We start from the raw sequence: 12,835 nt of genomic DNA, 5'->3' as shown, positions 1-12,835 counted from the left end.
AGGGGAACCATTGAAGTTAAATATAACGGCTCTTGCTGACCGCATGATATGGTTCATAACTCTAATCTTTTTAGTGTTGTCGTTGACCATTTCCTTTGCCCTTGGCGAGGCGAACTATGGTGCCTATGTATTATTTGTATGCTTATTTGGGCTCATCATTTTTTATCTTATAAGAGAGCAGGGCGTTATTAAGCTACGGCTCAATTGGATGCATGGTTATATGCTCCTCTTTATAGGGGCCTGTTATCTGAGCACAATCAATGCCTTAGATACGTCTGTGGCTATGAGTCGAAGTTTTGATATCGTTAAGATATTCTTTATGCTCATCATCTTGTACATGTGTTATCAAGATAAAAAATCGGTGGATACATTATTAAAGATTGGTATGTGGACAGGCTATATAGTTTGTTTTTACACTGTGTATTTCTACGGTTTAGATTATTTCATTACTGTCTTATCATCGTCGGCACGTATTGCCAATGATGCGTTGAATGCGAATACAGTAGGTCTTTTAGGTGCTAATGCTATTGTAATGACCTTGTATTACATGTTATATGATCGCCCCCGTTGGTGGCATATCATTGCATTACCAACATTAGGTATCTTAGCTGCTACAGGCAGTCGTAAGGCTCTTGTGTTTGTTGTAGCAGGTACAGTACTACTCTTTGTTTTTAAAAGCTTACGCAGTGCCAATGTAGTTAATTCTATTGCTAAAATTATTGGTTCTTTACTTGGCCTTACCATTGTAGGTGTTGCTGTGTTGCAATTGCCGATGTTTGCTGAAGTATTAGATCGAATGTCTAGCATGGTGGAAGCCTTTGCCGGTACTGGTGGTGACTCATCTACTATTATTCGTATGGCATTGGTAGATATTGGTTGGGATTTATTCTATCAATCTCCTATTACTGGGATTGGTGTCAATAATCCGTCTGTATATACGTTCTTCTTATATGGTAAAGAGAATTATTACCTTCATAATAACTACATTGAGCTATTAGCCGGTACTGGTATTATCGGTTTACTAGCATATTATTCCATGTATCTGTATGTGGCATATAACTTAATTCGCTATCGTGATTTCCACAGTAATGAATATGTAATGGTGCTCATTCTATTCCTTTCACAAATTGTAATGGATATGGGCATGGTGTCTTATGAAAGTAAGAGTACTTATTTTTATATGATGATGTTTTATTTAGAGGTGCAAATGCTCCGGAAGGGACGTAAAAATGAAGCTCAGCAAGTTGTGTAAAGTTGGCATGTCCTTTTTAACAAAACCTTACTATCGTACTCGAGTTCTTATTAAATCAGGTTATTACGATAATTTATCTGATGAAGAGTTTTTGAAGAAGATATTTCCTAAATATATGGGATATCCCTTAGATTTAGAAAATCCTAAAACCTTCAGTGAAAAATTACAATGGCTAAAAATTAATTACCGGAATCCTATTCAAACTGTTATGGTTGATAAGCATGAAGCAAAACGCTTTATTGCGGAACGTGTAGGGGAGCAATATATTATTCCTACACTTGCTGTTTGGGATTCCGTAGAGGATATTGACTTTGATGCGTTGCCTAATCAGTTTGTGTTGAAGTGTACACATGATAGTGGGGGCATCGTTATTTGTAAAGATAAGCCATCCCTTGATCGAGAAGCAGCCAAAGCTAAATTAAGAACATCCTTAAAACGGGACTATTCACGTATTGCTAGAGAGTGGCCTTATAAGGAGGTTCCTCGTCGGATTATCGCAGAGGAATACTTATCTGAATTAGGTAGCAATGAAATCTTAGATTATAAGATGTATTGTTTCCACGGTGAACCAAAGATAACTGTAGTTTGTTCTGACCGTTTTTCTAAAACTGGAACGCGTATGAACTTCTATGATATCGATTGGAAATCTATGGGAATTCATTTTGGTCATTATCCACCGTTGCCAACAGAGTTCCCGAGACCTGAAACATATGATGAGATGTTAAGACTGGCTACGGAACTTAGTAAAGACTGCCCGTTTTTACGTGTTGATTTCTATGAAATAAAGGGACGACTGTATATTGGAGAGTTAACGTTCTTCCCTGGTGCGGGATTAGAACAGTTTCGTCCTATATCAAAAGATTATGAATTGGGAGAGTGGTTACACCTTGAGACTGTACATCGGAGCTGATTTAGTTCCTACGGATATCAATAAAAGTTTATTTGAAGAGGGGAATGGGGAAGCATTAGTAGGTAAAGAGCTATATGAAATTCTTAAGCAATCTGATTTAAATATTTTTAATTTAGAAGTGCCTCTTACTGATGCAGAAACACCAATTGTAAAATTTGGTAATAATTTGATTGCTCCATCTAAGACAGTTTATGGCTATAAAGCTTTAGAGCCTATTTTCTTAACATTAGCTAATAATCACTCCTTAGATCATGGTGCAGAAGGATTAACTACTACACTGGAGTTATTAAAAAAGCATGATATTAAAAATGCAGGTGCTGGTGCTGATGTAAAAGCAGCTAAAAAGCCATTTATCTTTGAAAAAGATGGCGTACGTATAGGATTTTACCTATGTGCAGAACATGAGTTTACCGTTACTTCTTGTCATACTATGGGGGCTAATCCATTTGATGTATTAGAGAGCTTTGATGATGTAGCAGCATTAAAAGAACAATGTGACTATGTTATTGTTTTATATCACGGTGGTAAGGAATTCTATCGCTATCCATCACCAATGTTACAACGTTACTGCCGCAAGTTTGTCGATAGAGGGGCTAGCCTCGTTATTTGCCAGCATAATCACTGTGTAGGCTCTCGAGAAGATTATAATGGCGGTTCTATCATTTATGGTCAAGGCAACTTTATTTTTAATTCTGACTTCTATGTAAACCATCAAGACTTTGTAAAAGATGCAATGTTGATTAATGTAGAGGCTACGAAAGATAGCTTTGTTATATCTGAGTTACCTATTCGTAAAACTGATAATGGTACGCGCTTGGCTACAGAAATTGAAGCGGCAGAAACATTAGCAGGTTATAAAAAACGTAGTGAAGAAATTAAGGATGTTCATTTTGTAATCTCAAACTATAAAGCATTTGCTGATACTCATGTAAAACGTTATTTACGTGAATTCTTAGGTAGATCCTTTATTATACGTGCTATTAATGCTTTATTTGGCCGTAAGTTGATGCAACTTATTTTGGGGCCTACAAGTTATTTAGCAATACAAAACTATTTAGAGTGTGAAGCTCATCATGAATTATTCTTAAGAGGCATTAAGAATATTAATAAAAAATAATGGATACTAAAATCGTAGCTGCTGCTAAATGGTCTGTCATAACAGAGGTTTTAGCAAAGCTTATAACACCACTTACAAATATAATATTGGCCCATATGCTTGCGCCGACGGCGTTTGGTATATTGGCAACAATTATGATGGTTATCTCTTTTGCAGAAATGCTTGCTGATGCGGGATTTCAAAAGTTTCTTGTACAGCATGAGTTTGAAAGTGACCAAGAAAAGCAAGAGGCCACAGATGTGGCCTTTATTGCCAATTTAGTGCTTTCTTTGCTCTTATGGGGCGCCATTATAATTGGTCGTGATGAACTAGCTGTGCTAGTAGGTAATGATGGTTTAGGCATACCTTTGGCCGTGATGGGGACAATGATACCTCTATCTGCTTTTAGCAGTGTGCAAATGGCTTTGTATAGAAGGGACTTTAATTTCAAGTTTCTATTAAATATTCGCCTTATAACCATTTTGACACCTATTGTGATATCTATACCTATGGCACTCATGGGGTATGATTACTGGTCTTTGATTGCTGGTATGCTAGGGGCTCAGTTATTCACTGCTTTGGCCCTATTAAAGAGTAGACGAAATCAAATTCATTTATTCTTTAGTGGGCGCGTCTTTATGAACATGTTTAGCTATAGTGCATGGTCATTGGCTGAAGCATTTTCTATTTGGCTTACTGCATGGGTAGATACCTTTATTATCAGTCGATTTCTCGATGCGTACTATTTAGGTATTTATAAGATGCCTATGGCCATTGTAACGACTGTTATGGCTATGGCAACTTCATCCTTGGCACCGGTCTTATTTGCGGCTTTAAGTCGAGTACAGCATGATCAACAAGCTTTTTCTAATACATTTTTTACCTTCCAACGTTATATGGCCTTATTCTTAGTGCCTATAGGTGTAGGTTTGTTTGTATTCCAAGATTTTGTTGTTCAGGTTTTACTAGGGCCTCAATGGAAATTAGCGGGTATCGTATTAGGTTCTTGGGCGTTAAGCTCAGCCATAATGACTGTTACAGCGAATCTAATTTCTGAAATATTCCGTGCTAAAGGCCTACCAAATCTGTCGTTCTGGACTCAAGTGTTACATTTAGTTGTTTTAATACCAGTTATTTATATTTGTATTCAATATGATTTCACTACCTTTGTGTATGCTCGCTCTATAGTACGAATGGAAATGCTCGCTGTAGCTATGTTGTTCTTGGCCCTATTCGTCAATATGAGTGCGTTCCGCATACTATCTAATATTAGTGTATATCTCATTACTGCATCGATAGTTGGAGCTATAGCGTATAGTATTTTACATCTATATGATGCGGTGTGGTGGACGATAGCTTGTATGCTGTTATGCATTGTATTATATGTGGCTATTTTATGTATCATTCCATCTGAGCGTACTATTATTGCTTCTGGTGTTAATAAAGTTTTAGGTAAAGTAATACGCTCATAATTAACAGAACTATGAAAGGAGTACATATGCTTTCAAAAAATGTAGACTTAAATAACACGGTAATCCTTGTAACGGGAGCCGCTGGATTTGTAGGGGCTAATCTCGTTATGTCCCTCTTATCTGAAGCAGAAGGAACTCAAATTATCGGTATAGATTCTGTTAATGACTACTATGATGTAGCCTTAAAGGATTATCGCTTAGAGCAAATCGATGCGATGAGTAAAGACAATAAGAATACGTGGATCTTTAAAAATGGAAATATTGCAGATAAGGCGTTTATTGATGATATTTTTGCTACCTATAAACCACGTGTTGTTGTGAATTTAGCGGCTCAAGCCGGGGTTCGCTACTCTATAACAAACCCAGATGCTTATATTGAAGCTAATATTATTGGTTTCTATAATATCTTAGAGGCTTGCCGTCACTCTTATGACAATGGTGAAAGCGGGGTAGAACATTTAGTATATGCATCATCTTCTTCTGTATATGGGGCGAATAAACAAATCCCGTACTCTACAGATCATAAGGTAGATAATCCAGTATCTCTATATGCGGCTACGAAAAAATCTAACGAATTATTGGCTTATTCTTACGCAAAGCTCTATAACATTCCAAGTACTGGCCTTAGATTCTTTACGGTCTATGGTCCGGCAGGTCGTCCAGATATGGCGTACTTTGGTTTCACAAACACTTTGCGTAGTGGTGGCACTATTAAAATTTTCAACTACGGTAACTGTAAACGAGACTTCACCTATATCGATGATATTGTAGAAGGCGTTTCTAAGGTTATGTGTGCTGCGCCAGAGCGTCGTAACGGTGCTGATGGATTGCCGGTACCGCCATATGCTATCTACAACATTGGTAATAGTAATCCTGAAAATCTTCTCGATTTTGTACGTATTCTTTCAGAAGAATTAGTATCTGCTGGCGTACTACCTGAAGATTACATTTTTGAGGAACATAAAGAGCTAGTCCCTATGCAACCAGGTGATGTACCTGTTACCTATGCGGATACGAGTGCTTTAGAAGAAGATTTTGGCTTTAAACCAAATACAACATTACGAGAAGGGTTAAGACGTTTTGCTGTATGGTATAAAGATTTCTACATGACGGAGGGCAAATAAATGAAAATTGCAATTGCTGGTACAGGCTATGTAGGCCTTTCCAATGGCGTATTATTGGCACAACATAATGAAGTGGTGGCCCTCGATATTATCCCTGAAAAGGTTGAAATGCTAAATCGAAAAGAGTCACCTATTGTAGATGCGGAATTGCAGGAGTATTTAGCTACTAAGAAGTTAAACTTTAAAGCAACATTAGATCCTGTAGAAGCTTTTAAAGGTGCTGAGTATGTTATTATTTCAACGCCTACTAACTACGATCCTCAAAAGAATTTCTTTGATACCTCTTCTGTAGAGCAAGTTATTAAAACAGTACTAGATATTAATCCTGATGCTGTTATGATTATCAAGTCAACTGTGCCAGTTGGGTATACAGTTCAAATGCGTAAAGAATTCAATACAGAGAACTTGATTTTCTCCCCAGAATTTTTACGTGAAGGTAAAGCTTTGTATGATAATTTACATCCTTCCCGTATTGTGGTAGGGGAAGACTCTGAACGGGCCCGTCGTTTTGGACAACTATTAGCTGATGGTGCTATTAAGGAAGATGTACCTCAATTATATACGGACTCTACGGAAGCAGAAGCGATTAAATTATTTGCTAATACCTACTTGGCTTTGCGTGTGGCATACTTTAATGAGCTTGATTCCTATGCGGAGGTACGTGGTCTTAGTACAAGCCAAATCATTAATGGTGTATGTTTAGATCCTCGTATTGGTGATTTTTATAATAATCCGTCCTTTGGTTATGGTGGTTACTGCTTGCCAAAAGATACGAAACAATTATTAGCCAACTACAATGATGTACCACAAAATTTAATCTCTGCTATTGTTGATGCGAATAGAACACGTAAAGACCATGTGGCAGATGCTATTATAGCTAAAAATCCTAAAATTGTTGGTATCTATCGCTTGACGATGAAAATGAACTCTGATAACTTTAGAGCATCAGCAATTCAAGGTGTTATGAAACGCATCAAGGCTAAAGGTATTGCTGTTGTTGTTTATGAACCGACTCTTGATGCAGAAGATTTCTTCAATTCACCGGTGATTCGCAACTTTGAAGATTTTAAACGCGTCAGCGATGTTATTGTGGCTAATCGTTGGGATTCATCTTTAGAAGATGTAAAAGATAAGGTTTATACGAGAGATATATTTGACCGCGATTGATTTAGCTATATGTATTGTGACGTTTAGGAGAGTAGTATGAAACGTTGGATACTATATATTGTGTTAGGTCTGATTGTGTTTTTTATATGGGATAATTCATTGCAAAATGGAGGCTCCTCTGATGTGTTTAGTCTTATGTTTGCAGAGAAGTTAGCTCCCATCGCACATAATCTTGGCTTTCACGGAAATATATGGGCTTTAAATAGGGTTGTTCGGAAATTAGCACATCTTACAGAGTTTACAATCCTTGGTGGCGTTTTATATGCGATTTTACGTCGCTATATTGAATATGGAACGGTCTTTAAAACAATTGGTCTAGGGATGGCGATAGCTATTTTTGATGAATTTATGCAAAGATTTTCACCAGGTCGGAGTTCTCAGTTTACCGATGTTGTAATCGATACAATAGGCGTTGTTATTGGTATATTATTAGTAAAATTAGCCTGTAGTATAGGTCAGAAAAAAAGCATATATAAAAAATAAACTGTTGCTAATATGCATAATGAGTATAAAATACCTCATAGTCGTAAAGATTATGAGGTATTTTTAATGAAGTTTAGATGAAAATTTAAATAAAGTATTAAATGAATACACTATAATTTATCTATTTTTATATAAAAACCACTATACAAGCGACTTTTACCCTGTTATAATCATGAATAGAAAATGAAAAATAAATGAGATAAACATGAATTTTATAAAAGAGGACGATTTCTGTAAGGGGTTATCGTAAGTAGAAGGGAAAGATTATGAATCGCGTGGTTGATTTACATGGTTGCATTTTGCCAGCTGTGTTAGGTCCTCAAGGGCCACAAACAATGGTAGAATCAGTAAAAATGATTAAGTCCTTGTGTGATCAAGGCATTACAGATATCTTTAGCACTCCTGATGTGACAGTAGCTATGGATAAGAATACATGGAATACTATGGAGTCTTTAGTAAATGATGTTAAACTTGCTGTAGGAGAACAACAAGTAGAGGTAACTATTCATAGTGGCGCACGTGTTTTACTTTGTGACGAAATGGTTGAATATATTGCTACTCACCGCAATCAATACCTTTTGGGGAATAGCCATTTCATGTTAGTAGCATTGCCTCAAAATAGCAAGGTTCATCATGTTAATACATGGTTGTTAAGCCTACTCGATATGGGCATTGTTCCTATCATTAGTGAAGTAGAATCTCATCGTCAATTGTTTACTAAACCAGAACAACTATTGGAGTGGGTTGATAAAGGCATTTTGATTCAATGCAATATGGCATCCTTTAATCACAATAATGCTAACTATCAAAGAGCTATTGAATTATACCGCAATGGTTTGATTCATTTCTTTGGTACTGGTTATAGCAGTGAACGTGATGTACAAGCGCATCAAGGTTATGTAGAAGCTATTTCTAAATTAGATAGTATGTACAAAAAAGATTTGCTCCCAAATATCCATCTTAATGAGCGAGATCTTTTGGCTAATCGTATATTCTATCCAGCGGTACCATCTAGTTGGGTAGGTCAAAAGTCCAATTTTTTGACACGTCTATTTGGCTTTGCATTGTAATTTATATAGGTTCTTTTATTCATGCTATATTGGCATGGGTGAAAGGACCTATTTTTACTTTATATTGTATTTTGGGTTGAAAACAACCACCATATATAGTATACTGAGGGAGCAGTAGAAATAGAGAGTTTTCTAATAATTCTTTACGTTTTTACATATAAATTTATAAAAAGTATGGTTTACCATACTTTTTTCTATGTCTTAACATATTTTTCAGCGGTAACAAAATGGGGAGGTTGCCAATATGTTGCAGGTCATCAAACGGGATGGTACAAAGGTACCTTTCGACAAACACAAAATTGCTTTAGCTATTGAAAAGGCTGAGCATAGTAGTACAGGGTTGTACGAAGAGGGGTTAGCAGAGCGTATTGCTGATGAAATTGAAGAGTATGCTCAAAAGCTCCAAAAAGATATGACAATTTATGCTATTGAAGATCAAGTGTATTATAAGTTGATTGAGTATCATAATCCTGCAACGGCACGTGCCTATGAAGGGTACAAAGCTGTGCAAGCTTTCAAACGTCGTCAAAATACAACAGATGATGATGTAATTGGTTTGTTAGATCGCAGTAATGTTAGTGTTCTTGATGAGAACTCTAATAAGGACGCAGCTATTGTATCTACACAACGTGATTTAATTGCTGGTGAGGTGTCTAAGGATATTGCACGCCGTAAATTAATTCCTACGGATATTTTAGAGGCCCATGATAGTGGTGCCATTCATTTCCATGATATGGACTATATTATCCAACCTATGTTTAACTGCTGCTTAATTAATTTGGAAGACATGCTTACAAATGGCACGGTAATCAATGGTAAGAAAATTGATACACCTAAATCCTTCCAAGTTGCATGTACAGTTACAACACAAATCATTGCCCAAGTTGCATCTGGTCAATATGGCGGTCAAAGTATTAACGGCATCGATCGTATTTTGGCGCCATTTGTGCGTAAGTCTTATGAAAAAATTCTTAACAATGTTATTGAAGAACAAGTTGAGATTTACGGCATGGAGCCAAATATGGAAAAGGCTCGTGAAATCGCTTGGAAACGTACGCGTAAAGAGGTTAAGGATGGTATTCAAACTATCCAGTATCAAATTAATACATTGATGACTACAAATGGTCAATCTCCATTTGTTACATTGTTTATGTATTTCCAACCTGATTACGAATACGCTAAGGAAGCCGCTCTCATTACGGAAGAAATTTTACGTCAACGTATTAAAGGGGTAAAAAATGAAGCCGACGTATATATTACACCAGCTTTTCCTAAGTTGATTTATGTTCTTGATGAACATAATGTGACACCAGATAGCCCTTACTATTACTTGACTGAATTAGCTGCACAATGTACGGCTAAACGGATGTACCCAGACTATATTTCCGCTAAAAAAATGAAGGAAAACTATGAAGGGAATGTATTTAGTCCAATGGGCTGTCGTTCATTCTTATCTCCTTGGAAGGATGAACAAGGGAACTACAAGTTTGATGGACGCTTTAACATGGGAGTTGTGAGCTTAAACTTGCCACAAATTGGTATTTTGGCTCGCGGTAGCGAAGAAAAATATTTTGAAATTTTAGATAAACGTCTTGAATTAGCAGAAAAAGCATTACTATTACGCTACAATCTTTTAAAAGATGTAGTGAGCGATGTGTCTCCAATTCATTGGCAACATGGTGCCATTGCGCGCCTTAAAAAAGGTGAAAAAATCAGTCGTTTCTTATCCGGCGGTTATGCAACGATTTCTCTTGGTTACATCGGCATCTATGAAGCTACTCGCTTGATTACAGGTGAGTCGAATACAGGCGAAAAAGGCCGTGTATTTGCTATGAAAATCATGGATCGTCTAAATGCAGCTATTGACTTATGGCATGATAAACATAATCTTGGCTTTGGTTTATACGGTACTCCTGCTGAAAGCTTAACAAATCGATTCTCCTCTTTAGACCGGGCTCGTTTTGGGGTTATTGAAGACATTACAGATAAAGGGTATTACACTAATAGCTATCACGTAAATGTTCGTGAAGAGATTAATGTATTTGATAAATTTGCTTTTGAGTCTGAGTTCCAAAAGAAATCTACAGGCGGCTGTATTTCCTATGCGGAAATTCCGAATATGACTAATAATATTCCAGCTATTTTGACCATGATTCAGTATATTTACGATCACATTTCTTATGCTGAGTTTAATACGAAATCCGACTACTGCCATGAATGTGGCTTTGATGGAGAAATCAAGGTAAACGAGTATAATGAATGGGAATGTCCTCGCTGTCACAATACGAACCGCGATAAATTAACTGTTATCCGCCGTACATGTGGTTACCTAGGCGAAAACTTCTGGAACGAAGGTCGTACTAAAGAAATTAAAGATCGGGTAATGCACATTTAAAAGCATTAGAATTATAGTTATCATACATATATGGTAAAAGCTGTGCCTATGGCACAGCTTTTACTGTATTTGAGAGAAATAGAAATATATCTATATAGTGTTAGTCAAAGTTGATAGGCACTACTATGGAGGTTATGATGAGATATGGGCAAATAAGACAATATGATATTGCCAATGGAGAAGGAATTCGTACGTCTATCTTTGTGACTGGCTGTACGCATTGTTGTTATAACTGCTTTAACGAGGAATACCAAGATTTTAATGCCGGTAAAGAATGGACACAGGCAGAAACAGATTTAGTCGTATCCTATGTTAAGGATCCTAACTGCTCAGGTTTAACTTTATTGGGGGGCGAGCCTTTCCAAAATGTACAAGGTTTATTACCTGTAGTAAGAGCTGTACGAGTAGCTGCACCAGAAAAGAAAATTTGGGCCTATTCAGGCTATGAAATAGATGATATCTTAGAGGATGAGTTGAGAAGTGCTTTGTTACAGGAAATCGATATCCTCGTAGATGGTCGATTCATAGACGAACTTAGAGACCCTGCATTACGTTTTAGAGGGTCTTCTAATCAACGCATTATTGATGTGAAGAAGACATTAGAAGCTTGCGAAGTCGTATTAGCAATGGAGTAAGTATGGCATTTGATAAACGATTAATAGGTCTCATTATTATAGTGGGCTTTATAGCTGGCTTAGTGGGTGCTTTTTATACGCATTTATTGCATGGAATTCAACAGTTTGTATATCACTATTCTGCGGCTGACCACATGAGTTTTGGTGCCGCTGTAGCGCGTGTTTCACCATTAGAGCGTTTAATACCTCTAGTTATATGTGGTGTAGTAGGGGGTGTAGGGTGGTTCCTCATTCATCGCTATGGTAAAGGTGTTGTAGATATTAAGGCTGCTGTTTCAGGAAAAATGGATATGCATCCTATTACAACTTTACTTCATGCGACGCTACAAATTATTACGGTTGGTATAGGCTCCCCATTAGGGCGAGAGGTTGCACCACGTGAGGCCATAATTCACCACTATCAGCGGCCATTTTCACCTTGGAAACATTGCTGCTTACTTGGAATGTTAGGGCTATGAGTGCTGCTTTAGTATGCTGCGGATTAGCTACCTTTGTGACTCGGCAAGCAGGCGTAGGAGATGTTATTCAATACACGATGGCACAGCCTAGTTTGGGAAGTCATTATGTAGAGTTTTCCATAGCTTTAGGCGCTATAGTTGCTGTGGGAGTAGTATTATTTAATATTACTCAAAGTAAGTTGCCAGCTATTCACCGTAGTAGTCCTGTTATGATTCCTATTTCCATCGTTGCTTTTACACTAGTAGGTGTAATGGCTATGTACTTCCCTGAAATTCTTGGCAATGGTAAAGCAGGGAATGAGTTAACCTTTACCAATGATATTACGTGGACCTATGCATTTGGATTATTTGGGTCTAAATGGGTTGCTGTATTGCTAGCTTTGGCAGCAGGTGCCTATGGTGGACGTATTACGCCATCTATGATGTTAGGTAGCACCTTGGCCATTGTATTTGGTACCGCATGGTCTATTGCAGTAGCTCCTATTTCTTTAGGTATGGCTGCCTTTGTAGGGGCTGTAGCATTTTTAGGGCTCGCACAAAAGATGCCTATGACATCATGTGTGTTTATGCTTGAATTATCTCGCTTCTCTGTAGAAATGTTGTTCCCTATAGCCTTGACGATGGGTACAGCACTTATGGTAGAGCAGATGATTCAATCAAAATTAAATAGCAGTAAGTAGTTATAACAAAAGAGCGGATAGTTGTTAGCAACTATCCGCTTTTGTTATTGTCTTTAGACTGGTTCGCGACGTAGTCGCGAATCATAAAACCAC

The 12,835-nt window shown here is 37.3% G+C and carries 10 protein-coding genes and 1 pseudogene; all 11 read left to right on the top strand.

Annotation, left to right across the window (positions count from 1 at the left end; translation table 11 throughout):
* Nucleotides 1–10: 10 nt before the first annotated feature.
* The 11 genes and pseudogenes from RYM16_RS04615 (at nucleotide 11) to RYM16_RS04565 (ending at nucleotide 12,742) form a co-directional block, all read left to right on the top strand.
* Nucleotides 11–1,252 (top strand): O-antigen ligase family protein, encoded by a 1,242-nt coding sequence (locus RYM16_RS04615; protein ID WP_314982593.1) that lies wholly within the window; start codon nucleotides 11–13, stop codon nucleotides 1,250–1,252.
* Nucleotides 1,230–2,162 carry an ATP-grasp fold amidoligase family protein gene (locus tag RYM16_RS04610; RefSeq protein ID WP_314982592.1) on the top strand — a complete coding sequence of 311 codons (933 nt, stop codon included), beginning with the start codon at nucleotides 1,230–1,232 and terminating at the stop codon, nucleotides 2,160–2,162. The genes RYM16_RS04615 and RYM16_RS04610 overlap by 23 nt, the downstream gene beginning before the upstream one ends.
* On the top strand, nucleotides 2,116–3,279 hold the full coding sequence (locus tag RYM16_RS04605; protein ID WP_314982590.1) for a CapA family protein: 1,164 nt from the start codon (nucleotides 2,116–2,118) through the stop codon (nucleotides 3,277–3,279). The genes RYM16_RS04610 and RYM16_RS04605 overlap by 47 nt, the downstream gene beginning before the upstream one ends.
* Nucleotides 3,279–4,730 (top strand): lipopolysaccharide biosynthesis protein, encoded by a 1,452-nt coding sequence (locus RYM16_RS04600; RefSeq protein WP_314982589.1) that lies wholly within the window; start codon nucleotides 3,279–3,281, stop codon nucleotides 4,728–4,730. The genes RYM16_RS04605 and RYM16_RS04600 overlap by 1 nt, the downstream gene beginning before the upstream one ends.
* Before the next feature lie 26 nt (nucleotides 4,731–4,756).
* Nucleotides 4,757–5,854: an NAD-dependent epimerase/dehydratase family protein gene (locus tag RYM16_RS04595; RefSeq protein WP_314982588.1), complete on the top strand. Its 1,098-nt coding sequence runs from the start codon at nucleotides 4,757–4,759 to the stop codon at nucleotides 5,852–5,854.
* On the top strand, nucleotides 5,855–7,021 hold the full coding sequence (locus tag RYM16_RS04590) for a nucleotide sugar dehydrogenase (protein WP_314982586.1): 1,167 nt from the start codon (nucleotides 5,855–5,857) through the stop codon (nucleotides 7,019–7,021).
* 36 nt (nucleotides 7,022–7,057) lie between these two features.
* Nucleotides 7,058–7,504 (top strand): VanZ family protein, encoded by a 447-nt coding sequence (locus RYM16_RS04585; protein ID WP_314982584.1) that lies wholly within the window; start codon nucleotides 7,058–7,060, stop codon nucleotides 7,502–7,504.
* A gap of 266 nt (nucleotides 7,505–7,770) precedes the next feature.
* On the top strand, nucleotides 7,771–8,574 hold the full coding sequence (locus tag RYM16_RS04580; protein ID WP_314982582.1) for a CpsB/CapC family capsule biosynthesis tyrosine phosphatase: 804 nt from the start codon (nucleotides 7,771–7,773) through the stop codon (nucleotides 8,572–8,574).
* 244 nt (nucleotides 8,575–8,818) lie between these two features.
* Complete coding sequence (gene nrdD, locus RYM16_RS04575; protein ID WP_314982581.1) at nucleotides 8,819–10,969, top strand: anaerobic ribonucleoside-triphosphate reductase; 2,151 nt, start codon at nucleotides 8,819–8,821, stop codon at nucleotides 10,967–10,969.
* A gap of 137 nt (nucleotides 10,970–11,106) precedes the next feature.
* Nucleotides 11,107–11,604: an anaerobic ribonucleoside-triphosphate reductase activating protein gene (nrdG, locus tag RYM16_RS04570; RefSeq protein WP_314982638.1), complete on the top strand. Its 498-nt coding sequence runs from the start codon at nucleotides 11,107–11,109 to the stop codon at nucleotides 11,602–11,604.
* A 2-nt stretch (nucleotides 11,605–11,606) separates the two neighbouring features.
* Nucleotides 11,607–12,742 (top strand): annotated as a pseudogene (locus RYM16_RS04565) (chloride channel protein).
* Nucleotides 12,743–12,835: the final 93 nt, after the last annotated feature.

The sequence above is a fragment of the uncultured Veillonella sp. genome, from assembly GCF_963524655.1.
In the GTDB taxonomy this organism is placed as follows: Bacteria; Bacillota; Negativicutes; order Veillonellales; family Veillonellaceae; genus Veillonella.
The sequence above is the reverse complement of the archived record's forward strand: the minus strand, read 5'-3'. Positions and strand labels throughout refer to the sequence as shown.